At 72.3% G+C, this 23,412-nt stretch carries 20 protein-coding genes; 10 read left to right on the forward strand and 10 right to left on the reverse strand.

The window, feature by feature from the left end; genetic code table 11:
• Both wzt and glfT1 read left to right on the forward strand, forming a co-directional pair.
• Positions 1–762 (forward strand): galactan export ABC transporter ATP-binding subunit Wzt/RfbE, encoded by a 762-nt coding sequence (gene wzt / locus O2W18_RS15310; protein WP_269188330.1) that lies wholly within the window; start codon positions 1–3, stop codon positions 760–762.
• Positions 759–1,658: a galactofuranosyltransferase GlfT1 gene (glfT1, locus tag O2W18_RS15315; protein ID WP_269188331.1), complete on the forward strand. Its 900-nt coding sequence runs from the start codon at positions 759–761 to the stop codon at positions 1,656–1,658. Before wzt ends, glfT1 begins: the two co-directional genes overlap by 4 nt.
• Before the next feature lie 83 nt (positions 1,659–1,741).
• Here the strand turns inward: glfT1 and O2W18_RS15320 are convergent, their stop codons facing one another.
• The 7 genes from O2W18_RS15320 to O2W18_RS15350 all read right to left on the reverse strand — a co-directional run bounded on the left by O2W18_RS15320 (position 1,742) and on the right by O2W18_RS15350 (position 10,965).
• Positions 1,742–4,687, reverse strand: a complete 2,946-nt coding sequence (locus O2W18_RS15320) for a hypothetical protein (RefSeq protein ID WP_269188332.1) — start codon at positions 4,685–4,687, stop codon at positions 1,742–1,744.
• Positions 4,684–5,238: a hypothetical protein gene (locus O2W18_RS15325; protein ID WP_269188333.1), complete on the reverse strand. Its 555-nt coding sequence runs from the start codon at positions 5,236–5,238 to the stop codon at positions 4,684–4,686. Before O2W18_RS15325 ends, O2W18_RS15320 begins: the two co-directional genes overlap by 4 nt.
• Positions 5,239–5,447: 209 nt before the next feature.
• Positions 5,448–6,755 (reverse strand): acyltransferase family protein, encoded by a 1,308-nt coding sequence (locus tag O2W18_RS15330; protein ID WP_269188334.1) that lies wholly within the window; start codon positions 6,753–6,755, stop codon positions 5,448–5,450.
• 244 nt (positions 6,756–6,999) lie between these two features.
• Positions 7,000–7,185, reverse strand: coding sequence for a hypothetical protein (locus tag O2W18_RS15335; RefSeq protein WP_269188335.1), 186 nt, complete (start codon positions 7,183–7,185; stop codon positions 7,000–7,002).
• Between the two features lie 180 nt (positions 7,186–7,365).
• Positions 7,366–8,553, reverse strand: a complete 1,188-nt coding sequence (gene glf / locus O2W18_RS15340; RefSeq protein ID WP_269188336.1) for a UDP-galactopyranose mutase — start codon at positions 8,551–8,553, stop codon at positions 7,366–7,368.
• 103 nt (positions 8,554–8,656) lie between these two features.
• On the reverse strand, positions 8,657–9,907 hold the full coding sequence (locus O2W18_RS15345; protein WP_269188337.1) for a hypothetical protein: 1,251 nt from the start codon (positions 9,905–9,907) through the stop codon (positions 8,657–8,659).
• On the reverse strand, positions 9,904–10,965 hold the full coding sequence (locus tag O2W18_RS15350) for a glycosyltransferase family 2 protein (protein ID WP_269188338.1): 1,062 nt from the start codon (positions 10,963–10,965) through the stop codon (positions 9,904–9,906). The genes O2W18_RS15345 and O2W18_RS15350 overlap by 4 nt, the downstream gene beginning before the upstream one ends.
• Positions 10,966–11,079: 114 nt before the next feature.
• On the opposite strand from O2W18_RS15350, the gene O2W18_RS15355 reads away from it, so the two are divergent.
• The gene (locus O2W18_RS15355) at positions 11,080–12,174 is read left to right on the forward strand and encodes a UDP-N-acetylglucosamine 2-epimerase (protein ID WP_269188339.1); all 1,095 of its coding nucleotides are present in this window, start codon (positions 11,080–11,082) and stop codon (positions 12,172–12,174) included.
• 43 nt (positions 12,175–12,217) lie between these two features.
• Here O2W18_RS15355 and O2W18_RS15360 read toward each other — a convergent pair whose 3' ends face one another.
• The 3 genes from O2W18_RS15360 to O2W18_RS15370 are packed head-to-tail and all read right to left on the reverse strand — an operon-like array spanning position 12,218 to position 14,906.
• Positions 12,218–13,225: a Gfo/Idh/MocA family protein gene (locus tag O2W18_RS15360; protein WP_269188340.1), complete on the reverse strand. Its 1,008-nt coding sequence runs from the start codon at positions 13,223–13,225 to the stop codon at positions 12,218–12,220.
• Positions 13,225–14,316: a DegT/DnrJ/EryC1/StrS family aminotransferase gene (locus O2W18_RS15365; RefSeq protein WP_269188341.1), complete on the reverse strand. Its 1,092-nt coding sequence runs from the start codon at positions 14,314–14,316 to the stop codon at positions 13,225–13,227. Before O2W18_RS15365 ends, O2W18_RS15360 begins: the two co-directional genes overlap by 1 nt.
• On the reverse strand, positions 14,313–14,906 hold the full coding sequence (locus tag O2W18_RS15370) for an acyltransferase (protein ID WP_269188342.1): 594 nt from the start codon (positions 14,904–14,906) through the stop codon (positions 14,313–14,315). Before O2W18_RS15370 ends, O2W18_RS15365 begins: the two co-directional genes overlap by 4 nt.
• Before the next feature lie 326 nt (positions 14,907–15,232).
• Between O2W18_RS15370 and O2W18_RS15375 the strand changes: the two genes are divergently transcribed.
• From O2W18_RS15375 to O2W18_RS15405, 7 genes are all read left to right on the forward strand, one after another.
• The gene (locus tag O2W18_RS15375; protein ID WP_269188343.1) at positions 15,233–17,206 is read left to right on the forward strand and encodes a DUF6541 family protein; all 1,974 of its coding nucleotides are present in this window, start codon (positions 15,233–15,235) and stop codon (positions 17,204–17,206) included.
• Positions 17,207–17,374: 168 nt separating this feature from the next.
• On the forward strand, positions 17,375–19,306 hold the full coding sequence (locus O2W18_RS15380) for a DUF6541 family protein (RefSeq protein WP_269188344.1): 1,932 nt from the start codon (positions 17,375–17,377) through the stop codon (positions 19,304–19,306).
• 11 nt (positions 19,307–19,317) lie between these two features.
• On the forward strand, positions 19,318–20,325 hold the full coding sequence (locus tag O2W18_RS15385) for a glycosyltransferase family 2 protein (RefSeq protein WP_269188345.1): 1,008 nt from the start codon (positions 19,318–19,320) through the stop codon (positions 20,323–20,325).
• A complete protein-coding gene (locus tag O2W18_RS15390; protein ID WP_269188346.1) occupies positions 20,310–21,407 on the forward strand; it encodes a mannose-1-phosphate guanylyltransferase in 1,098 nt (365 codons plus the stop codon). Before O2W18_RS15385 ends, O2W18_RS15390 begins: the two co-directional genes overlap by 16 nt.
• A gap of 69 nt (positions 21,408–21,476) precedes the next feature.
• A complete protein-coding gene (locus O2W18_RS15395; protein WP_269188347.1) occupies positions 21,477–22,229 on the forward strand; it encodes a glycosyltransferase family 2 protein in 753 nt (250 codons plus the stop codon).
• Positions 22,226–22,600 carry a DUF2304 domain-containing protein gene (locus O2W18_RS15400; RefSeq protein WP_269188348.1) on the forward strand — a complete coding sequence of 125 codons (375 nt, stop codon included), beginning with the start codon at positions 22,226–22,228 and terminating at the stop codon, positions 22,598–22,600. The genes O2W18_RS15395 and O2W18_RS15400 overlap by 4 nt, the downstream gene beginning before the upstream one ends.
• A gap of 34 nt (positions 22,601–22,634) precedes the next feature.
• Entirely contained in the window at positions 22,635–23,405 is a 771-nt protein-coding gene (locus tag O2W18_RS15405) for an SDR family NAD(P)-dependent oxidoreductase (protein ID WP_269188349.1), read from the forward strand.
• The last annotated feature ends 7 nt before the right edge of the window (positions 23,406–23,412 follow it).

The raw sequence follows: 23,412 nt of genomic DNA on the forward strand, positions 1-23,412 counted from the left end.
ATGACCGAGATCGCTGACCGGGTGAGCATCACCACCGAGGGCGCGGCCGTCGACTTCCCCATCTTCGATGCGAAGAGCCGGTCGCTGAAGAAGACGGTGATGGGCGTCGTGGGCGGCAATATCGCCAGCGACCACAAGGTGCCGGTCATCGAGGCCCTGCGGGACGTCACCCTGCACCTCGAACACGGCGCCCGGGTGGGCCTCATCGGGCACAACGGCGCCGGGAAGTCGACCCTGCTGCGGCTGCTGTCGGGCATCTACGAGCCGACCCGGGGCACCGCGCAGATCAACGGCCGGGTCGCGCCGGTCTTCGACCTCGGCGTGGGTATGGACCCCGAGGTGTCCGGCCTGGAGAACATCGTCGTACGCGGTCTCTTCCTCGGCATGACGCGCAAGCAGATGGAGGCGCGGGTCGATGACATCGCCGAGTTCACCGAGCTCGGCGACTTCCTGCGGATGCCACTGCGCACCTATTCCACCGGCATGCGGGTGCGCCTGGCCCTCGGGGTGGTGACCAGCATCGATCCGGAGATCCTGCTGCTCGACGAGGGCATCGGGGCCGTGGACGCAGGCTTCCTGGAGAAGTCGAAGAAGCGCCTCTCGGAGCTCGTCGAGCGGGCCGGGCTGCTGGTGTTCGCCTCGCACTCCGACGAGTTCCTGCGCGAACTGTGCGACACCGCGATCTGGATGGAGCACGGCCGGGTCCGCCAGCAGGGCGACCTGGAGGACGTACTGGCCGCCTACCGGGACTCGCGGCGGTGACCGTCGACGGCGAGCGGGTCGTCGCAGTCATCGTCACCCGGCACCGTCGTGAGCTGCTGGCCGAGAGCCTGGCCGCGATCGCCGGGCAGAGCCGGCCGGTCGACCACGTGGTCGTCGTCGACAACGGGCCTGACCAGTCCGCCGAGGACGTGGTGGCCTGCAGCGGGCTCCCGGCGACCTACCTGCCCAGCCAGCGGAATCTCGGCGGGGCGGGTGGGTTCGCGCTGGGCATGCTGCACGCGCTCGGGCTCGGGGCCGATTGGGTCTGGTGCGCCGACGACGACGGGCGGCCGGCCGACGACACCGTGCTCGCCACCCTGCTCGAGGCCGCTCGCCGGCATGGGCTGGTCGAGGTCTCCCCGCTCGTCGTCGACCTCGCCGATCCCGACCGGCTGGCCTTCCCCCTGCGCCGTGGGTTGCGGTGGCGTCGTCAGCGGAGCGACTTCGCCGGCATCGACGTCCTGCCCGGGTACGCCTCGCTGTTCAACGGCGCCCTGTTCGGCGCCCGTGCCCTCGAGGAGGTCGGCGTCCCCGACTACCGACTGTTCTTCCGTGGGGACGAGACGGAGGTGCACCGTCGGTTGGTCCGCTCGGGGCTCCCGTTCGGCACGGCCACCGCAGCGGCGTACCTGCATCCCGAGGGCACCAGCGAGTTCGAGCCGATCCTCGGTGGCCGGTTGTCCGCCCAGTACCCCGGCAACGAGGTGAAGCGGTACTTCACCTACCGCAACCGCGGGTATCTGATGGCGCAGCCCGGGATGCGCTGGCTGTTGCCCCTGGAGTGGCTGCGCTTCGGCTACTTCTTCCTGGTGCACCGGCGTGACCGCGCCGGCTGGCGCGAGTGGCGCCGGCTGACCCGCTCGGGCCGCCGGGAACGGTTCATCCGGCCCGACTGAGCCGCAGCCGGCACGACCGCGACGACGACGAAGGCCCTGCCCCTCCGGAGAGGGGCAGGGCCTTCGTCGTGGTGGTGTCGGGGTCAGCCCCTCGTCACCGTCCCGGTCGCCTGGTCCAGGACGAGCTTGCCGCCCTGGAAGTCCTGGGCGGTGCCGCCGGGCACCGCGTAGGCCTCGGAGGTGGGGTAGCCCAGCGGACCCGTCTCCCAGCCCTGGCCGATCCAGGCGTCCTGGATGGCACCGGAGATGCTGTGGCCCCCGGTGTCCGCCGTGTGGTAGACCCGGCCACCCTGGAACACCTGCCCGCAGCCGCCGTTCCTGAGGCCGCAGATCAGCCCGCTGGTCGGGTAGCCCAACGGGCTGCCCTCTGCGCCGGCCTCGGTCCAGGCGGTGCCGACCGCCCCCGGGACCACGGGGAAGGTGCCCGAGGCGGGGGACGTGTAGAGCGTGCCGCCCTGGAACTGCTGCCTGCACCCGCCGTCGGCCAGGCCGCACACCTGGTCGCCGGTGGCGTACCCCAGCGGGCCGGTCTCCCAGCCCTGCGCGACCCACGTGGTGTGGATCGGGCCGCTGAGCGCGCGGGCGCCGGTGGCGGGGGTGTCGTAGACCCGGCCGCCCTGGAACACCTGCCCGCAGCCGCCGTTCTTGAGGCCGCAGATCAACCCGGTGGTCGGGTAGCCCAGCGGGCCGCCCTCTCCGCCGGCGGCCTGCCAGGCGGTCGCGATGGCCCCGGACACAGTGTGGTTGCCGGCCGTCAGGTGGGTGTAGAGGGTGCCGCCCTGGAACTGCTGCTCGCAGCCGCCGCCGGCCAGGCCGCAGTCCGCGGCGCCGGTCGGGTAGCCGAGCTTGCCGACCTCGTACCCCTGGGCCATCCACGCGGCGTGCAGGACGCCGGTCATGGCGTGCGCGCCGGTACCCGGGGTCGAGTAGATCCGCCCGCCCTGGAACACCTGGCCGCAGCCGCTCTCCTTCATGCCGCAGATCAGGCCGGTGATGGGATAACCGAGCCCACCGCCCTCGCCGCCGGCGGCCGCCCAGGCGGTGGCGATGACCCCCGAGACGGCGTTGGTGCCGGCCGTCGGGTGGCTGTAGAGGGTGCCGCCCTGGAACTGCTGCTCGCAGCCGCCGCCGGCCAGGCCGCAGACCGCGGCGCCGGTCGGGTAGCCGAGCTTGCCGACTTCGTAGCCCTGGGCCACCCACGCCCGGTGCATCGTGCCGGTTATCGCATGCGCGCCGGTCGCCGGGGTGGAGTAGACCCGGCCGTCCTCGAAGACCTGGCCGCAGCCGCTCTCCTTCATGCCGCAGATGACCCCGGTGACGGGGTACCCGAGCGGGCCGTCCTCGCCGCCGGCCGCTTGCCAGGCCGCGGCGATCGTCCCGGAGGTCGGGAACGCGCCCGCCGTCGGTGAGGAGTAGATGGCCCCGCCCTGGAACTCCTGCCGGCAACCCCCGTCGGCCAGGCCGCACACCTGGTCGCTGCGCGGGTAGCCGAGGGGGCCGTTCTCCCAGCCCTGCGCCGTCCAGGCCGTCTGGATCGGGCCGGAGAGGATCCGGGTGCCGGTGCTCCAGGTGCTGTAGATCCGGCCGCCCTGGAACGCCTGGCCGCAGCCACCCTGCGCCATGCCGCAGGCGTAGCCGCTGATCGGGTAGCCCAGGGGGCCGTTCTCATAGCCCTGCGCGGACCAGACCTGACGCACCTCGCCGCTCAGGGCGTGGGCGCCCGTTCCGGGGCTGGCGTACATGACGCCGCCCTGGAAGGTCTGACCGCAGCCGTCCTCCTTCATGCCGCAGCTGAGGTCGGTGGTCGGGTAGCCCAGCGGGCCGGCCTCCCAGCCCTGGGCGATCCAGGCGGACTCGATCGCCCCGCGGACGGCGTGGGTCCCGGTGCTCCAGGTGCTGTAGATGCGTCCGCCCTGGAAGATCTGGCCGCAGCCGCCGTCCTTGAGGCCACAGATCTCCTCGCTCGTCGGGTAGCCGAGCGGGCCGCCCTCGCGCTGCCTGCCCCAGGCAGACAGGTACGGCTCCTTGACGGCGTGCGCGCCGGAGGCCGGGGACCAGTAGAGGGTCGCGTTCTGGAACACCTGACCGCAACCGCCCCCGGGGAGGCCGCAGATCACCCACGTCACCCAGGGGCCCAGGGGGCCCGAGGCGCCGCCGCGATCGGCGTAGGCGGCGATGATCGCGTCACCGCCGGGGGACTGTGTGGAGCCGAACCAGTCGCTGAAGTACAGGAAGAAGTTGCGGTTTCCGTAGGCCGAGCAGCTGTCACCGATGCCGTAGCCGGCTCGCAGTGCCGCCGAGTTGGGCCGGTAGGGCGTGTAGTTGTACAGGCCTGCCGTCGCCTGGTTGGCGATGTAGACCTGCGACGTCCCGCAGGACGCGGTCGGCGACCAGTAGATGGTGTTGGTCAAGCCTGCCCGGTAGGCGTAGTTCCTCGGGTAGGTCGCGTAGCGCTGGTACTGGCGGGCCGCCGAGTAGACCTGGTTGTAGAAGCCGTAGTACTGCGTGTCGCAGGCTGCGGTGTCCGGGCAGCCCATGCCGGCGGCGATCTGGTAGCGGCGGGCGGTCAGACCCGAACCCGTCGCGGTGACCAGCGCCTGCTCCTTCTGCAGCAGGACGAGCAGTGCCTTTGGGCTCAGGTGGCAGGCCTGGCCGACCTTCCAGATGATCATCCCCGCGGACTCGCCGGCGGCGCCGTGGTACCAGCCGTCGCAGATGCCGTCCGGCGCCCGGGTGAACGTGTTCTCCCGGTAGTCCTTGAGGCAGGGGACCCCCGCGCTGGACGCCCGGCAGTTGGCGCCTTTCGCCGCGATGAAGTCCTGCGTCTGCTGGGCGGTCAGCGCGCTGTGGTCGAAGAACATGGCGTCGCTGATGATGTTGCCGGGGTCGAACTGGTTGGTGTCGGCGGCCGTCTGTAGCTCCGGTGAGGCCGGAGCCGTGCTCGCGGCGACACTGAGCAGTCCGGCCACCGTGCAGAGTGCGATGGCGAGAGCGAGCGTGACTCGCGCCCAGGCCGGTGGACGGGTCATCGGACGGTCACCTTCAGCTCGTCGCTGGTGCCCTCGGCACCGGCGGATGCGTAGCTCAGCACCGCCTCCCATGTGCCGGCGGCGAGGTCGGGGGAGGTCTCGAGCAACCCGCACGACGTCGTCGTCGCGTCGGCGGTGGCGTTCGTGGTGGCAATGACCTCGGTGTCGCCGCGGGTGAGGGTGAGGGAGCACGTGCCGCCCTCCTCGATCACCCCGCGGACGTAGCCGTTGGCCTGCACGACGCCGGTCGACTCGTCCTGACCGGCGTAGGTCAGCACCACGAGGACGTTCCCGTCGGAGTCCTCCACCGGTGCCTCCGTGGCGACCTCGGTCGGCTCGGGCTCGATCGTGTACGGAGCCGACGACGTCTCGGCGGCGGGCTGGGCCGGCACCCCGTCGGTGGTCCCGGCCGTGGCCGTGGCGGCCGCTTCGGCGGACGGCCGGTCGTCGGACAGGCGGGGGTTGAAGAGGAAGGCCGCGACCGCGGCCGCCGCGGCTGCGACGAACAGGGCCAGGACGAGCTTGTTCTTACGACGGGGGGTGGTGGACACGAGACCTCGCAGCTATGTCGTGCGGCCGTCACGACCGACGCGCCTCTGGGGGTGAGCAGTTCGCCGCAGGGGCAGGCGAACGCAGGTGCTGACCGCTACGGGTAGAGGTCCAGCACTTTGAGTAACCGGATGATTTCATACCGCGACCTCGACGGCGGGGAGGCGGGCCCGTCGGCGGTTTCTCGGTGGCTCCGTGGCCGTGCGGCCGGTCAGTCCCGGGCGGAGGCGGGCACCGGCACCCGTGGTTCGGGGCGCCGGTGCCGGGGCCGCTGCGGCGAGGCGGTGGTGTGGAGGACGGCCAGCGGATGGGTGGGCAGCCCCCCCACCGCCCGCGGACGGGCCTGGGTGGCGCGCTCAGGCGCGCGGTCCGCGCCGGTGGCGGTGACGGACTCGAGGTCGGGGCGTGCGGCAGCGGGCGTGGCCCGGTCGGTGCTTCGCTGCAGCATGCGAAGCGTCGCGGCGCGCAGGCGGCCACCGAAGGGCTTCTCCACAGCGTGGTGGAGCAGCGTCGCGACCAGCAGTGCGGCCGCGGTGGCTGCCGCCAGGGCCAGCCATGGCGAGACCTCCCCACGCAGCAGGTGGAGGACGTAGTAGCCGACCTTCTCGTGCACGAGGTAGACCGGGTAGGTCAGCGCGCCGAGGACGGTCATCCACTGCGCGCTGAGGCGGGCGACCGGGCTGAGGACGAATAGTGCGACCAGGCCGAAGCAGGAGAGGGAGATCGCGGCGATCACCGTGGTGGACGTGCCCCAGCCCGTAGCCTGGGCGAGCGCCTCGGGGTAGTGGTCGACGGCGAAGTGCAGTGCCAGCAGGGACTGCAGCCCGACGAGCAGCCAGGTTCCCAGGTCGTGACCGTCGCGGTAGATGACGTACAGCAGCATGCCGCCGGCGAAGTAAGGGGCGTAGTCCGCGATCAGCAGAGTTGACAGCAGTGGGCTCTCGGCGCGGGCGGCCATCAGGCCGGCCACCGGCCAGAGGGTCGCAAACGCCAGCACCCGGGCCCGGTTGATGCCGATTAGGATCAACACGGCTATCAGGAGGTAGAACCGCGCCTCGGTCCACAGCGTCCAGAATGCGCCGACCAGGTCGGGCGTCCCGATGCCACCCTGGAGCATCGTCAGGTTGACGAGCGCGTCGACCCTGGTCGGGGCGTATCCCCCGGCGACGGAGCCGGCGGGCCAGATGACGAAGGCGAACAGCGCGGCGATGGCCACGGCGGCCCAGTAGGCGGGGAACAAACGCCCTGCTCGGGAGGCGACGAAGCTCGGCACGTCCCGTCCCCACGCGGTCATTAGCACGACGAAGCCGCTGATGACGAAGAACAGGGGTACGCCCATGGCGCCGTAGGCGGCCCACCTGCCCAGGACGTCGACCTCGATCGGGGCCTGGCCGTCCCACGCAGGGTTGATGCCGGTGAAGTGGAAGGCCACCACGGCCAGGGCGGCGGCGAAGCGCAATGCGTCGAGGGTGCCGAGGCGGGCGGTGCGAACGCCGGCGGAGGGAGCGGCAGGCACCATGTCGGGTTCTCCTGGGTGGCGTCGGGGACGCACCCTCGGTGGTGGAGCCGGCCGGACCGGTTGACTCACACCTAGGATGCTGGCATCGACGCTAACTGACGCAGCGCAGTCGTCCTATGACAACAAGCGACAATCGAACCAGTCCGTCACGGGCGTCTTCTCGTCCCCGTGTGACCCGTGGTGCGACATCGGCGGGGCGGGACGAGGTGACGGGCCAGGCCGGCAGCGTGGCCACCGGTGCCCTTCATCGCCAGGCGCGCAGCCTCGAGTGCGGCTCGGCCAGGGCGACCAGCTGGGCGTGGCTGTCGGGATCGGCGGTGGCGGTCGCGCGGGCCAGCACCCGGCTGGTGCAGGCGTCGAGGGCCGCGGCGGTGTGTGTCTGGCTGTGGGTGTCGACGCCGAGGACGACCTTGACCAGTCCTGCCAGCATGGACGTGCGTCTTCTTCTCACCATGGGACGCAGCAGGTCCCGGTCCGGTGCGGAGATGGCAGGACTGCGATGAGACGGACAAGTCGCCTCGAAGGGACGAGGACGTTCAGACCTGGAGTCACGCCAACCACCGCTGGCCGCCAGCCCATCACCGATGAACCGAACCGGCCAGCCTCACCGTCAGTCCTCGAGGCGCCCGTCGAGGGTCGTGCCGGCGTCGAAGAACGGCCGGATGCGGTTGTCGAACATGCTCAGGGCCGAGCCGATGGCCATGTGCATGTCCAGGTACTTGTACGTGCCCAGCCGGCCGCCGAAGAGCACGCGCTTGTCCGCGGCCTCCTTCTTCGCCAGCTCTCGGTACGTCTCTAGCTTGGCCCTGTCCTCGGGGGTGTTGATCGGGTAGTACGGCTCGTCGCCGGTCTCGGCGAATCGGGAGTACTCCCGCACGACCACGGTCTTGTCGGCCGGGTAGTCGCGCTCGGGGTGGAAATGCCGGAACTCGTGGATCCGGGTGAACGGGACGTCTTCGTCGGCGTAGTTCATGACCGACGTGCCTTGGAAGTCACCGATCGGGAGGACGTCCTGCTCGAAGTCCAGCGTGCGCCAGCCGAGCTCGCCGGCCTGGTAGTCGAAGTACTTGTCGATCGGCCCGGTGAAGATTGTCGGGACGTCGGCGGGGAGCTCGTCGCGCACGTCGAAGTAGTCGGTGGACAGCCGCACCTCGATGTTCGGGTGGTCGGCCATCCGGGTCAGCCAGGCGGTGTAGCCGTCGACCGGCAGGCCCTCGTGGGTGTCGTTGAAGTACCGGTTGTCGAAGGTGTAGCGCACCGGCAGCCGGGCGATGACCGCGGCGGGCAGCTCGGTGGGGTCGGTCTGCCACTGCTTCTTCGTGTAGCCGCGGATGAACGCCTCGTAGAGCGGGCGGCCGATCAGCGAGATCGCCTTCTCCTCAAGGTTGGCCGCCGACGCCGTGTCGATCTCGCCGGCCTGCTCGGCGACGAGGGCGCGGGCCTCGGTGGGGCTGAAGCTCTTGTCGAAGTACTGGCAGATGGTGGCCAGGTTGATCGGCAGGGAGTATGTCTTGCCCGCGTAGATCGAGTAGACCTTGTGCTGGTACTTCGTGAACGCGGTGAACTGGTTGACGTACTGCCAGACCCGCTCGTTCGACGTGTGGAACAGGTGCGCGCCGTACCGGTGGATCTCGATGCCGGTCTCCGGCTCGGGTTCGGAGTAGGCGTTGCCGCCCAGGTGGTCGCGACGGTCGATGACCAGCACCCGCTTGTCCAGCTGGGTCGCCACCCGCTCTGCGACCGTGAGGCCGAAAAAGCCGGAGCCGACGACTACGAGGTCCACAGCGCCAGAGTTCACGGCTGGGACGCTACCTGGTCCCGGGTCTGCGGGCGCCGACCGGCAGAGGTCGCGCACGAGATCCGCCGGGCTCGTACCCACCCCGACGAGCGGTGCCGCCTGCTCACGCCCGGGCGAGCCGCCACAGCAGCGGGACGGCGCACCCGAGGGCGGCGAGAGGACCGACTAGGGAACCCACGGCGGTGGTGGCCACGACGTCCAGCGGGCTCGCCAGCAACCACACGACGGTGGCCGCCACGGCCAGCGCCCACATCGAGATCATCGCGCGGTGGGCGTCCAGGGCGATGAACGCCGCGGACAGCAGTTGGACCCAGGCGAGGAGGCACGCCGACAGCACGAGCAGCGCGATCGCCGATCCGGCGATCCGGTAGGCGTCGCCGTAGACGAGCCGGACGACCCAGGGGCCGACCACCCACGCCACGACTCCGGCCGCTGCCCCCAGCACGACGAACCCGACCGTGCCGAGGACGAGCCCCCGGCGCAGCCGTGAGGTGCTGTCCGGACCACTGTCGGCCCGCGCGCGGACGACGTAGGGCACGGTCAGGGCCTGGACCGGGGAGACCACCAGCAGGGGCACCCGGGAGACGGTCAGCGCCGCGAACACGGTGCCACCCGCAGCGCCGGGGACCTCGCCGGTCAGGACCGTCACCAGCGACGGGAAGCCGGTGATGACGCTCGCGGTCAGGCCGGCGCCGAGCATGAGCGACCCGGCGCGCACCCCCGCCGACCGCCAGATCGCGGTGGACAGCCGCCGGCGGGGGAGGAACTCCCGCGCCCGCCCGAACCAGGCCAGCCACGCGAACGAGCCAGCGGCGACGGCGATCGCTGCGGTGACCAGGCTCAGCTGGAACAGGGCCAGGAGTGCCAGCAGCACGACCAGTCGCGCCGCCGGTTCCACGACGAGCAGCCAGGAGTAGCTGCCGACCGCGTCCGAGCCGATCAGCACGCCACGGACGGCGAACTGAACGGCGAACCCCAGCGCGGCGACCACGACGACCAGCCCGACCCTGCTGTCGGAACCGCCATAGACCCGGTCCGCCACCGCGGGCACCAACGTCAGGGCCGCCACCAGACCGGCGAGGAGGGCGGCGGCGGTCGTCACCGCCGCCACCGGCGGTCCGGTGCCGTCGTCGGCGCCGCCGGCCGCCCGGCGGGCGGTCTCCTGCTCGATGGTCGACAGCGAGGACCCGAGCCCGAACAGGACGCCCCAGAAGGCGACGAACAGGCCGAACTCCGCGGGGTCGAGCGCCCGTCCCACCAGCGCAAGGAGCACGTAGCCGGCCGCGCTCGAGGCGGCGACCGCGACGCCGATCCGCGCCACGCCGGCGCCGGCCCGCTCTCCGGTGGCGCTCACCCCTGCGGTGCTCCCCGGCCGCGTCGTCCCAGCCGGACGGCGGCGAGGGCGAGACCCCGCAGGACGCCGGCCCCGAAGGTGAGCGAGAAGACGGGGGCCAGGAGCGCGGCGCTGCGGACCTCGTCCCGGGAACCGCCGACGGCCGATACCACGACGGGCGCGGCCACCGAGACGGTGCCGAGTCCAAGGACCGCCACGGCGGGCCGGCGGAGGCTGGCCGCGGCGACCACGCCCCCCGCGCCGAGCGCGGCGAGGAGTGCCCGGCGCACCGGCCCGGGCTGACCGAGGTAACCGTCGACAAAGGTGGTGCCGCGGAAGTAGGACTGCCGCAGGAACCCCCGGGCGCCCTGCTTGCCGTGGTATCGGAAGCGGAAGTCGGGGGACAACCAGATGTTCGTGCGGCCGGCGACGTCGCGCAGCAGTCGGGTGTCGTCGCTGGAGAGGTTCTCGTCGTCGAACAGCGACTCGAAGTCGCGCACAGCCTCGTCGAGGAAGGCGGCGGGGATCAGCAAGCCGGTGGTGCCCTTGGGATAGGCGTCGAACTCCTCGGCCCCGAAGGAGACCAGCCGTGGGTCCGACGTGTAGCGGCGCCATCCGATCTTGACCAGCCCCGACCAGAAGGCGGCGTACGGGTTGCCTTCGGTCTCGACGTCCACGTGGCCGCACCAGACGAGCCGGTCGGGGTGCTCGGCGATCGTGCGGCGGACCCAGGACAGCGCAGTGCGGTCGATGATCACCCGGCTGTCGAGCAGCAGCAGCCACGGCTCGCGGGCAGCGGCGCAGCCCGCGGTCCGGGCGGCGAGCCGACCGGCGTTGGCCTGGGTGACCACGCGGATGTCGTGCTCGGCGGCGAGTTCGCGGAGGACCTCGGGGGTGCGGTCGGTGCTGCCGTCGTCGACCACGACGACGTCCAGCAGCAGGTCTGCCTCCTGACCGGATGCCATGAGGGCGGTGACGCACGTCCGGATCCAGGTCTCCTCGTTGTAGACCGGGATGACGACGCTCAGAGCGTCCAGCGGGGGGAGGGGCGCGCCATGACCACGAGCAGCCTGAGTCACCCGATCAGCCTACTGGTGGGCCTCCCGGCCAGGAGCGCACGTGGGACGGGCGGCTCCGGGGTCCACGTCCGGGCCACCTATCCTCTCCTCACGCCGACGACCTAAGGGGACCTGTTGATCGCGTTCATCGTCGGGACCACTGCTGAGCTGATCAAGATGGCTCCCGTCTTCCACGAGCTCACCGGCCGCGGCCGCAACTGTGAGATCTGGTACACGGCGCAGCACGTCGAGGAGCTCTCCGGCACCTTGATCGACCTGGACCTGCCCGCGCCCGCGGAGTGGCTGGTGCCCGAGGACGGGGCCGGCAACCTGGCCAAGGTCAAGGACGTGCCCGGGTGGGGGCTGCGTCTCCTGCGCACCGTCGCGTCGCGCCGCCGGCACCTCGCGCAGCGGTTGGCGAGTGACGGGCAGCCGCCGCTGGTGCTCGTGCACGGCGACACCTTCACCGCCCCGCTGGGCGCCCTGATCGGCCACCGGCTGGGCGCCCGGGTGGGCCACGTCGAGGCCGGCATGCGCAGCGGCAGCCTTCGCCACCCCTTCCCCGAAGAGCTCAACCGCCGGGTCGCCGGCCGGATCGTCGACGTTCACTTCGCGCCCACCGAGACCGAGGCGCACAACCTGCGCGGCCGCCGGGGTGCCGTGGTCACGACCGGGGCGAACACGGTCGTCGACGCCGTCAAGTACGCGCTGGCCCGACCGGAAGGGCCGTCGGTGGAGCTGCCCGCGGAGTTCGCGGTCGCGACGTTGCACCGCTTCGAGCTCGTGCGCCAGGAGAACCAGTACCGCGAGGTGCTGGAGATCTTGCGGGAGCACTCCGAGCGGCTGCCCATTGTCTACTTCGCCGGGGCGTCGGAGCGGGCGCGGCTGTCGTCCTGCGGTCTGCTCGACCTGTTCGACGGTGAGCGCTTCCGCATCGAGGACAAGCTCAACTACGTCCACTTCCTGCCGGTGCTGGCCAGGGCGCGGTTCGTGGTCACCGACAGCGGGGGTCTGCAGCAGGAGACCGGGCACCTGGGCATCCCGTGCGCCGTGCACCGGGCGCACACGGAGGTGATGGCCGGGGAGGGGGAGCGGTTCGTGCTCACCCGGCTGGACGCCGGCCGTCTCCGCGGCTTCCTGGACGACCCCGAGCGCTACCGGTCTGCGGGGACGCTGGGCACCTACCACCCCAGCCGGGTCATCGCCGACGCGATCGAGACGCTCACCTAACACCCGGCGCGCCGCACTCCGCCTGCCGTCGGGGTGCGGCGCGTCAACGGGTAGGGGCCGCCTGCCCGATCCGGACCGTCGCCCCGGTCCGGGCCGACTCCAGAGCGGCCTCGGCCACCTGAAGGGTGCGCAGCCCCTGGCGCATGGTCACGACGCGGTTCTCCCGGCCGAGGACGGCGTCGCGGAACGTCTCGTGCTCGACCAGGAGCGGCTCCCGCTTGGCCAGTGCATAGCGCACGATGTCGCCCTCGGTCACGCCGCGGAAGGGCGTGAGCGACTCCCACTCGGTGAGGAACGTGCCGTTGGCGTAGAAGCTGAGGTCCGCGCTCGCCGTGTCGGCGACGAGCGCGCCCCGCTCTCCGGTGACGGTCGTGGTCCGGACCTTCATCGGCGACAGCCAGTTCACGAGGTGGCTGGTGATGACGCCGTTCTCCAGGATGCCGGTCGCGGCGACCATGTCCTCGTGCGGGCGACCGCTGCGGTGGGCGGTCTGGGCGGCCACGGACACGTAGTCGCTCTGGGACACCCACGAGGTCAGGTCGATGTCGTGTGAGGCGAGGTCCTTGATCACCCCGACGTCGGCGATGCGGCCGGGGAAGGGGCCCTGTCGCTGTGTGGAGATCTGGTACGTCTCACCCAGCTGGCCGTCCTCGATCCGCCGGCGCATCTCCTGCAGGGCGGGGTTGAAGCGCTCGATGTGGCCGACCGCGCCGACCAGGCCGGCGGACTCGAACGCCTCGGCCAGTCGGAGCCCGGCCGTGCTGTTCTCCGCGATCGGCTTCTCGACCATGACGTGGACGCCGGCCGCGGCCAGCGCCAGCCCGACCCGTTCGTGCAGGGCGGTCGGGACGGCGACCACGGCCATGTCGATGCCGGCGGCGATGAGGTGGTCGATGTCGCGGCCCACGGCGAGGTCGCCGGCGACACCGTGGGAGTCGCCGACCGCGTCCGCCACCGCCACCAGCTCGACACCCTCGAGCTGGCGTAGGACGCGGGCGTGGTGACGCCCCATCGAGCCCAGTCCGATGAGCCCCGCGCGCAGCGCGGCCATCAGGCGCCGGCCTTCGCGACCGCGTTGACGGCCTCGACAACCCGCTCGAGGTCACCGGTCGACAGTGACGGGTGCACCGGCAGCGAGATCACCTGGCGGGCGGCCCGCTCGGTCTCCGGCAAGTCGATGTCGAGGTCGAACGAGGGGAGGCGGTGGTTCGGGATCGGGTAGTAGACGCCGCTGCCGACGCCGTGCTCCTCGCGCAGCGCCTGCACCATGCCGTCGCGGTCACCGTCGACCCGGATCGTGTACTGGTGGTACACGTGCGTGGAGCCCTCGCGGACGGTCGGGACGACGACGTTCTCGAGGTGGGCGTCGAGGAACGCGGCGTTGCCCCTGCGGTCCTCGGTCCAGCCGGCTAGACGCCGGAGCTGGACCCGCCCGATGGCCGCGTGGATGTCGGTCATCCGGTTGTTCAGCCCGACCAGCTCGTTGGCGTACTGCTTCGCCATGCCCTGGTTGCGCAGCAGCCGGACCCGGTGGGCGACGTCGCCGTCGCAGCTGACCATGCCGCCCTCGCCCGAGGTCATGTTTTTCGTCGGGTAGAGGCTGAACGTGCCGAAGGTGCCCAAGGTGCCGACGGGGCGGCCCTCGAAGGTGGCGCCGTGCGCCTGCGCCGCATCCTCGAACAGCGCCAGGCCGTGCTGCTGGGCGATCGAGCCCAGGCCGGCCATGTCTGCCGACTGGCCGTACAGGTGCACCGGCATGATGCCCCGGGTCCGGTCGGTGACGACGGCGGCGACGCTGGCCGGGTCGAGGCAGAAGGAGTCCGGCTCAATGTCGGCGAACACCGGCGTGGCCCCGGTCAGCGCGACCGAGTTCGCGGTGGCGGCGAAGGTGAAGGACGGGACGATCACCTCGTCGCCGGGGCCGATGCCGGCCGCGAGGAGGCCGAGGTGCAGCCCGGAGGTTCCGGAGTTCACGGCCACGCACTCGCGGCCGGCGACCAGCGCCGCGGCGAACTCCTCCTCGAAGGTCGCGACCTCGGGGCCCTGCGCGACCATGCCGGAACGCAGGACGCGGTCGACCTCGGCGCGCTCCTCGTCGCCGATGATCGGCTTGGCCACCGGGATGGTCGGGGGTGTCGTCACGGGGTGACCTCTCTGATCGAGTTCTCGAACTGCTCGTACGTGCGCCCGGTGACCGGGCAGTGGAGGCTGCCGTCCCGTTCCTCCAGGCGGGCGCCGGCATGGCCGACCCAGCCGATCCGCCGCGCCGGGACGCCGGCGACGAGCGCGTGCGGCGCCACGTCGCGGGTCACGACGGCGCCCGCTGCGACGGTTGCCCACGCGCCGATCCGCACGGGAGCGACGCACACGGCACGCGCGCCGATGGCGGCACCGGTGTCGACCGTGACGCCGACGGCGGTCCAGTCAGCAGCGCTCTTTGCCGTCCCGTCGGCGTTCACCGCGCGGGGATACTGGTCGTTGGTGAACACCGCGGCGGGCCCCACGAAGACGCCGTCGGCGAGGGTCGCCGGTTCGTACACCAGCGCGTGGTTCTGCACCTTGCAGCGGTCGCCCATGCGCACGCCAATGCCGATGTAGGCGCCGCGTCCGATGATGCAGTCCTCGCCGAGCACGGCCTGCTCGCGCACTTGGGCGAGGTGCCACACCTGCGATCCCTCGCCGATCTGCGCGTCCGGCGAGACGTCGGCCGAGGCCTGGATCCGTGTGCCCATCGATGCGTCGTCCCCCTGCGATTGTGCCGATCGGGCCACCGGGAGCCTAGCCCAGTCGTCCGCCCGGGGCCCCGGCCGAGCGGTGGTCGGGCCGCCCCGGCGAGGCTCGTGGGGAAGGTGGGACACCCGGTGGGGAAGGGGTCCGGCACGTCGCCGGCACCGGCACCGGGCGCCGTCGCTCGGGTACCGTCCGGACGACCGAGGGCAGGGCCACGCGCCCACGACCCGCCCCGGCCGGTGACGCCTCCGGCTGTCCGTCCTGCCGTCCGCGGGACGGCAGGACCTCCTCCACCGCCCATCGGCGTCCGACCAACGGGAGTTGTGCCATGAGCTGGCTCGGCAGTGTGCTCGTCGTCGCCCTGTGCGTGGTCTGCCTCGTCGTCCCCGGCCTGCCGATCGCCCACCTCCTGGGTCTCCGGGGCCTGGCGGCCGTCGGGCTGGCGCCCGTCGCCGTGGTGGGCGTGGTCGGGGTGACCGCGATCGGCGCATCGCAGGTCGGGGTCGAGTGGTCGCCCCTGCTGCTCCTGGCCGTGTTCGCCGGTCTGACCGCCCTGGTCGCGTGCATCGCACTGCCCCTCCGGCAACGCCTGCCCCGGCCGCTCCCGGCGGACCGCCGATCGGTCCTGGGGGCCGCGTCGGCGGGGTTGGTGGCCGCGATGCTCCTGGGTGCGTTCACCGTGCGGCGGGCGATCGCGAGCCCCGAGGAGCTGATCCAGAGCTCCGACTCGCCGTTCCACTACAACGCCGTCGTCACCATCCTGAACTCCGGCGACGCGTCGAGCTTCGCCCTCGACACGCTCGGCGTCCCCGGCCAGGCGCAGGGCTTCTACCCCGGGGCCTGGCACGGGCTGGCCTCGCTGCTGGTGATGATGTCCGGGGTGTCGGTGCCCGCGGCGGCGAACATCCTGTCGGTGTCGATCGCCCTCGTGGTCTGGCCGCTGGGCTGCCTGCTGCTGATGCGTCAGTTGGCCGGTCCGTCGCCCCTCGCACTGGGGCTCGCAGGGGTGCTGAGCATCGGCTTCGGTGCGTTCCCCTGGGAGCTGCTCGGCTGGGGGGTCCTCTGGCCGAACCTGCTCGGGCTGGCCCTGGTCCCGGCGGGCCTGGCCACCTTGCTGTCGGCGGTCGGCCTTGCGGAGGAGGACGTCATCGGCCGCTGGCGGGCGTGGTGCCTGCTGCCGGTGATGGTGGTGGCCATCGGCCTGGCCCACCCGAACGCGGTCATCAGCCTCAGCGCGATCGCCGTGGCTCCCACGGCCGTGGCGTTGGGCCGGGCTGCGCGACGGCGGTACCGGGCGGGGGACCGCCCATGCGCCGTCTTGCTCGCCGCGCCGCTGTTGCTCGCCGCACCGGCCTACTGGCTGGTGGTCGCGGAGTCCGGCCTGTTCGACCGCACCATGGAGGCGGACTCGCCGCCGTTCGAGTCGCCGTCGCACGCCATCGGCGAGGTGCTCACCGGGGCGACGAACGGGTGGGGCGCCGGCTGGGTGCTGGCCGCGCTCGTCGTGGTCGGAGCGGTGTCGACCTTCGTGCACCGCCGTCGGCGCTGGCTGGTGGCCAGCCACCTGGTTGCCGGGGGCCTGTACGTGCTGGCCGCCGGCGTCCCCGGAGCGGGGCGGCGGATCTTCACGGGCTTCTGGTACACCGACTCACACCGGCTCGCGGCCATCCTGCCCGTCACGGCGGTCCCGCTCGCCGTCACCGGGCTGCTCGCCCTGATCGCCCTCGCCCAGGCCCGGGTCGGGGCACTCGCCGACCGGCGGGCGCTCGGCGGCGCGCCCCGGTGGTCCGCCCTCGTGGTGCCGGCGGCACTGGGCCTGTTGCTGCTGGCGTCGGTCGGCCTGTACTCCACCGACAACCGGGACCGTGTCCTGGCCGCGTACCCCAAGGTGGACCCCCTGGTCGACCAGGCGGAGTACGACCTGTTCACCCGGGCGGCGGAGCACGTCGAGCCGGGCGCGGTCATCGCTCAGATGCCCCTAAACGGCAGCCCGGCCGTGATGGCGCTGTCCCGACGGCAGGTGCTGTTCCCGCAGATCAACACCGGCCGGGTCACCCCCGACCAGATGTACCTGGCCCAGCACCTGGTGGACGCGGCGACGGATCCGGAGGTCTGCCGGATCGCCGACCGCCTCGACGTCCGGTACCTGCTGACCAACGACCGGCCCTGGGGCACGGTCTGGGACGGGCTCACCTATCCGGGAGCCTCGTCGGGCTTCGAGTTGCTCGACGAGGGAGGGACTTTCGACCTGTACCGGCTCACCGCCTGCGACACCGCTCCCGGCGCCGGATCGGGACGCTAGGCCACCCGGCCACGGGCAGCGGGACGACCGGCGCCCGATCGGGCCTCCACACCCCGTCTGCCCCCTCGCCCGCAGTCGTCCCGCTGACCACGTCAGCGCCACGGGACCGACGCCGACCGCCCGTACGCTGGCTCGGCCAGCTGGCGCACCAGACCATCAAGGGAATTCATGTTCGTCGTCGTCCCCGTCCTGTTCTTCGTGCCCGGGCTCGTCGTCGCGGCGGTGCTCGGGCTCCGCGGCTGGCGGCTGGCGGCAGTCGCGCCCGCGTTGACGTTCGGCCTCGTCGCCACCGGCGGACCGGTACTGGAGGCGCTGGGCGTGCGCTGGTCGCTGCTGTCCTTGGGGCTGTGGACGGCGGCGATCGGACTGCTGCTCGCCGGGGTGTCCTGGCTCTGGACGCGCCGGCGTGGCACTCGGGGGGTCGAGGCCCCGAACGACGGTGAGGGGCCGGTCCCCCGCCCGCTCCGCGAGCACCTGCTCGTCGGTGGCGGCGTGGTCCTGGGCATGGCCGTGGGTGCGCTCACCTTCCTGCGGGGCACCGGTGGCCTGGACGTCACGCATCAGGACTGGGACGCGCCCTTCCACGCCAACGCCGTGCGCTGGATCGCCGACCACGGGCAGGCCGTGCCGAGCGCGATCGCGCCGATCGCCAACGTGCCGGCCGGCGACCCGTACTTCTACCCGGTCACCTACCACTCGCTGCTGGCGATCGTCGTGCAGCTGTTCGATGCCGCGCCGTCCTGGGTGCTCAACGCCGCTGCCCTGACCGTCGTCATGATCTGGCCGCTCGGCATCGCCGCCTTGGGCCTGTCCTGGCGGATCCCGGCCCCGGTAGTCGCCGTGGCGGCACTAGTCAGCACCTGGTTCACCGCCTTCCCGTACGACTCCCTGTCGCGGGGGCCGTTGTGGCCGTTCGTCGCCGGGCTGGCGCTGCTGCCGGGGGTGCTGGCGGCCGGGCGGCTGCTGCTGGAGCGGACCCCGGCGGTGAGGTCGGCCCTGGTGGTCGCCCTGGGCGTCACTGGTGTGGTGGCGATGCACCCCAGCCTGGCGTTCGTCCTGCTCGTCTACGTGCTGGCCCTCGCCGTCGCCCTGCTGCTGCGGCTGGAGCCGGTGCGGTGGCGCGCCGCCGCCGTGCCGCTGGCGCTCACCGGCGTCTTCACGGTGCTGGTGCTGCTCCCGGTGGTGCTGCCGGCCCGGACCGCCAGCGGCGGTGTCCAGGCTGCCCGGTGGGACGAGTTCGCGACCCAGGCCGAGGGCTTCGGTCAGGTGCTGCTCTACTCGCCGGTCATCGAGAGCCCCCAGTGGTGGCTCGGGCTCACCGCGATCGTCGGCATGGTGGTCATGGTGCTGCGGCGGCGGCTGCTGTGGGTGCTCGCCGCCTACCTCGTGCTGGGGGCCGCCTACGCGGCCACGGCCTCGATGGACACCGCCTGGGTCAACATCCTCTCCGGCCCCTTTTACAACGACGCCTGGCGGCTGGCCGCCGCGCTGCCGCTCGCCGGTGCTCTCGCGGTCGGGACGGCGGTGGTCGCGTTCGCCGAGTGGCTCGCACCGCGACTCCGGCTGGGCGGCACCTCGGCCGGTCCCGTGGGTGTCACCGCGGCTGCCGTCGTCGTCCTGGCGCTGCTCGCCAATGGGGCGTACGTGGACCGCAACGTCTCCCGGCTGGCGGTGCCCTACGCCGACGGGCCGACCGTCAGCGAGGGGGAGCGGGAGGCCTACGAGTGGCTGGCCGACCACGTGCGGCCCGGTGAGCAGGTGATGAACGATCGGCTCGACGGGTCGGTCTGGATGTACTCCTATGCCGGGGTGGAGCCGATGGTGTTCACCTTCTACGGCCCCCCGGCCGGCTCGGTGGCCGACCGGCTGCAGGAGCGGCTCAACCAGCTGGATACCAGCGCGGCGGTACGGCGCATGGTGGAGGAGGCGAACGTGCGCTATGTCTTCCTGGGTGGCGGGTTCATCCGCGAGGGCATGCAGCGGATCGAGGGGCTCCGCGACCTGGACGCCGTCGACGGCCTCAAGCGGGTGTTCGCCAACGAGTCGGCGATCGTCTACGAAGTCGTGCCATCCGGGGGGGACCCCGAGCCCGCTGCCTAGACTCGCCGGTCATGGGCCCCGACGCAGGAACGGCACCGCTGCGCGTCGTCGTGGTGACGTACTCGCCGGGTGAGGCGCTCGACCGCTGCATCGAGTCGCTGGCCGACGCGACCGTGCGGCCGGTGGAGGTCGTGCTCGCCGACAACGGCTCGACCGACGGCAGCCCGGAGCGGGCGGCCGCCCGCTACCCGTACGTCCGGCTGCTGCCCATCGGTGGCAACGTGGGCTACGGGGCCGCGGCGAACGCCGGGCTGGCCGGGCTGACCTCCGGGTACGCCGTCGTGGCCAACCCGGACCTGCGGTTCGAGTCCGGCTCGCTCGATGCACTTCTCGAGGCCGCCGGCCGCTGGCCGCGGGCCGGCACCGTCGGCCCCGCCATCCGGACGCCGGACGGCGAGCTCTACCCCTCCGCCCGCGACCTGCCCCGGCTGTCCACCGGCATCGGTCACGCCTTGCTGGGCTGGGTATGGCCGGCCAACCCGTGGACGGCCCGCTACCGCCGTGAGCGCGAGGCGCCCCGCGAGCGCCCGGCCGGCTGGCTGTCCGGCTCGTGCCTGCTCGTCGACATGGCGGCGTTCCACTCTGTCGGCGGCTTTGACCCCGGCTACTTCATGTACTTCGAGGACGTCGACCTCGCCGCGCGGATGGGCGCCCGCGGGTGGCTCCACGTCTATGCGCCGGGGGCGGTCGTCGTCCACGAGGGCGGCCACGCCACCCGCCGCGAACCGCATCGGATGCAGCGGGTGCACCACACCAGCGCCCTGCGCTACCTGTCGGGCCAGTACCCCGGTCGCCGCCACGCGCCGCTGCGCGCCGCCCTCCGAGCCGGGCTCGGTGGCCGGATGCTGGTCTCCTACATCAGCGCCCGGGTGGCCGCCGGTGCCCGCTTTCAGCGGCGCGCCGGTGAGCTCGCGGTTGTTCCCACCATGCCGTCCGCCTCCGCCGAGCCGTCCGCGACGCGGACGTCGGCGTGGGTTCGACCGGCCATCGATCGGAGTTCGGCATGCGACACGCGGTGATCATGGCCGGGGGATCGGGCACCCGGCTCTGGCCACTGTCCCGCGCGGACCGGCCCAAGCAGCTGCTCGACGTCGTCGCCGGACCCGCGGGGGCGCGCAGTCTGCTGGCCGAGGCCTTCGACCGGGTCGGGACGGTGGTGTCCCCGGACTGCGTCTGGGTGTGCACTGCCAGCCGTTACGCCGACCAGGTCCGGGCCGCGCTGCCGGGGTTGAGGCCGGACCGGCTGGTGCTCGAGCCGGTTGCCCGGGACACGGCGAACGCCGTCGGGCTGGCTGCGGCCCTCGTCGAGGACGCCGACCCGGGCGCGGAACTGGCCGTCGTGAGCGCCGACCACGTTATCCGGCCGGTCGAGCGGTTCACCGCCGCGCTGGAGACGGCCTTCGACGCGGTGGCGGCTCGGCCGGCGGCGCTGGTCACGCTGGGCATCGTGCCGACCTCGCCGGCCACCGGGTTCGGGTACGTGCAGCGCGGCGGGCCGACCGGAGTGCCGGGGGTCGCCGAGGCCGCCTCCTTCCGGGAGAAGCCGGATCTCGCCACCGCGGAGCGCTATTTGGCCGCCGGTGACCACCTCTGGAACTCCGGGATGTTCGTCTGGCGGGCCCGGACCGTGCTCGACGCCCTCGCCGCACACCTGCCGGTGACCGCCGCTGCCCTCGCCCGCATGATCGCCGTCCCGCCGGGTCCCGGGCGGGACGCCGTCCTGGCCGACGTCTTCCCGGCTCTGCCGGCGATCAGCATCGACTACGCCGTCCTCGAGCCGGCGGCCGCCGAACCGGGGCGGGTGCTGGTGGCCGACCTGGAGGCCGACTGGCTCGATGTCGGCTCCTGGCCGGCGCTGGGAGAGACGCTGGGGCACGACGAGCACGGCAACGCGGTCCGCGGGCGGGCCGTGGTGGTCGACGGCACCGGCAACATCGTCCTCAGTGACGACCCGGACCACCTGGTCGCCCTGGTCGGGGTCCGGGACAGCGTGGTGGTGCACACCCGCGATGTCACGATGGTCTGCCCGGTCGCGGACGCACAGCGGGTCAAGGAACTGCTCGGGGCCGTTGAAGCCCGGTGGGGCGCGCGGTACAGCTGAGGTGGCGACACGGCCGGGTCGGTCCGCGGACGGTCGTCACGTGACGTCTCCGGGCTACGCTGGCTCCTGATGAACGACTTCGAGCTGGGGCAGCGGCACGAGACCGTGGACGCGCCCAACGAGCCCGCGGGGCCGTGGGCCGACACGGTCGTCATCGTCCGTGTCTACAACGAGGCGCCGGTCGTCGGGTCGGTCATCTCCGAACTCGTCAACGCCGGGCTGTCCGTCATCGCCGTCGACGACGCGAGCACCGACACGTCGGCCGACGAGATCGACAAGGCTGGCGCGTTCCGGATCACCCACCCGATCAACCTCGGCGCTGGTGGCGCCCTGCAGACCGGGTTCGAAGCGGCGCTGCGCTTCACCGACGCCCAGTACATCGGCTGCTTCGACGCCGACGGCCAGCATCAGCTGGCCGACCTGCTCGGTATGATCCGGCTGATCCGGCAGGGCTACGACGTCGTGATGGGCTCGCGGTTTCTCGACGAGAAGACCGAGATGAGCCCGGTCCGCAAGGCAATCCTCAAGCTGGCCGCCAAGGTGATGAACCGGGGCGAGGGCGCCAAGCTGACCGACGCGCACAACGGCCTGCGGCTGGTCTCCCGGTCGGTGGTGGCCCGCGTCCGGCTCTCCCATGCCGGCATGGCCTACGCCTCGGAGCTGGAGCACCAGCTCACCCGGCCCGAGTACCGCGTCGTGGAGCACCCGGTGCACATCCTCTACACCGACTACTCACGCTCCAAGGGCCAGCCCCTGCTCAACAGCGTAAACATCCTGGCGGACACCATCGTCCACCGGCTCACCCATGGGAAGCGCCGATGATCATCAAGTGGCTGTTGGTCCCGGCGATCATCGCCGCGGTCTACCTGTCCCTCCGTGCTCGTGCCTCGCTCCGCGGGCAGGCACGGCGCAAGATCGTCGCGATCCTGACCGTGGTGCTCGGCGCCGTCTCGGTCATCTTCCCGAGCACCCTGCAGGTGCTGGCCGAGGCGGTAGGCGTCACCCGCGGCACCGACCTGTTGCTCTACGTCCTGGCCCTGGTGATCATCTACCTGGTCGGGAGCGCGAGCGTGCGGTTCCGGGAGCAGGAGGCCCGCCTGGTCCTGCTCGCCCGGGCGCAGGCGCTGGCCGAAGCCGAGGTGCGTTACCGCACCCAGGGCGTGGGGTCCTCGGGGACCGTCGCGGCGGCCTGAGTGCCCTCGTCGCCGCCCGGTTAGCCTCGGCGGCATGAAGAACCTCGACGTCGCCGCTGTCGTCACCGGAGGAGCCTCCGGCCTCGGTGAGGCCACCGCCCGGGCGCTGACCGCCGCCGGGGTGGCGGTCACCGTCCTCGATCTGCAGGAGGACCGCGGGCAGGCGCTGGCCGCCGAACTGGGTGGCCACACGACCTTCGTGCGCACCGACGTCACCGACGAGGCGTCGGTGCAGGCGGCGATCGAGGACGCGACGGGGAAGGACCGGCCGCTGCGGATCGCGGTCAACTGCGCCGGCATCGGCTGGGCCCAGCGGGTGCTCGGCCGTGACGGGTCCCCGCACGACCTGGCGCCGTTCAGCCGCACCGTGACGGTCAACCTGATCGGCACCTTCAACGTGCTGCGGCTGGCCGCCGCCGCGATGGCCCGCACCGAACCGGACGAGGACGGCGAGCGCGGCGTCGTCGTCAACACCGCCTCGATCGCCGCGTACGACGGCCAGATCGGGCAGATCGCCTACGCCGCGTCCAAGGGCGGCATCGTCGGGCTGACCCTGCCGGCGGCCCGCGACCTCTCCTCCGTCGGCGTGCGGGTCTGCACGATCGCCCCCGGCCTGGTCGACACCCCGCTGCTCGCCTCGCTGCCCGAGGAGGCCCGAACGGCGCTGGCCGCCGGCATTCCGTTCCCGAAGCGGCTGGGCCGCCCCGAGGACTTCGCCGAGCTGGCGCTGGACATCGTGCGGCACGGCTACCTGAACGGTGAGGTCGTCCGGATGGACGGCGCGCTGCGGATGGCACCGCGCTGACGGCAGC

The sequence above is a fragment of the Modestobacter sp. VKM Ac-2983 genome, assembly GCF_026967885.1.
Lineage (GTDB): Bacteria > Actinomycetota > Actinomycetes > Mycobacteriales > Geodermatophilaceae > Modestobacter.

Bases quoted from the DNA above. Each gene is read 5' to 3' on its own strand.
- O2W18_RS15380 (WP_269188344.1), top strand. From the start codon at position 17,375: ATGTTCGTCGTCGTCCCCGTCCTGTTCTTCGTGCCCGGGCTCGTCGTC.
- O2W18_RS15400 (WP_269188348.1), top strand. From the start codon at position 22,226: ATGATCATCAAGTGGCTGTTGGTCCCGGCGATCATCGCCGCGGTCTAC.
- O2W18_RS15360 (WP_269188340.1), bottom strand. From the start codon at position 13,225: ATGGCCGCGCTGCGCGCGGGGCTCATCGGACTGGGCTCGATGGGGCGT.
- O2W18_RS15375 (WP_269188343.1), top strand. From the start codon at position 15,233: ATGAGCTGGCTCGGCAGTGTGCTCGTCGTCGCCCTGTGCGTGGTCTGC.
- O2W18_RS15320 (WP_269188332.1), bottom strand. From the start codon at position 4,687: ATGACCCGTCCACCGGCCTGGGCGCGAGTCACGCTCGCTCTCGCCATC.
- wzt (WP_269188330.1), top strand. From the start codon at position 1: ATGACCGAGATCGCTGACCGGGTGAGCATCACCACCGAGGGCGCGGCC.
- O2W18_RS15330 (WP_269188334.1), bottom strand. From the start codon at position 6,755: ATGGTGCCTGCCGCTCCCTCCGCCGGCGTTCGCACCGCCCGCCTCGGC.
- O2W18_RS15370 (WP_269188342.1), bottom strand. From the start codon at position 14,906: ATGGGCACACGGATCCAGGCCTCGGCCGACGTCTCGCCGGACGCGCAG.
- O2W18_RS15395 (WP_269188347.1), top strand. From the start codon at position 21,477: ATGAACGACTTCGAGCTGGGGCAGCGGCACGAGACCGTGGACGCGCCC.
- O2W18_RS15405 (WP_269188349.1), top strand. From the start codon at position 22,635: ATGAAGAACCTCGACGTCGCCGCTGTCGTCACCGGAGGAGCCTCCGGC.
- O2W18_RS15390 (WP_269188346.1), top strand. From the start codon at position 20,310: ATGCGACACGCGGTGATCATGGCCGGGGGATCGGGCACCCGGCTCTGG.
- O2W18_RS15385 (WP_269188345.1), top strand. From the start codon at position 19,318: ATGGGCCCCGACGCAGGAACGGCACCGCTGCGCGTCGTCGTGGTGACG.
- O2W18_RS15335 (WP_269188335.1), bottom strand. From the start codon at position 7,185: ATGCTGGCAGGACTGGTCAAGGTCGTCCTCGGCGTCGACACCCACAGC.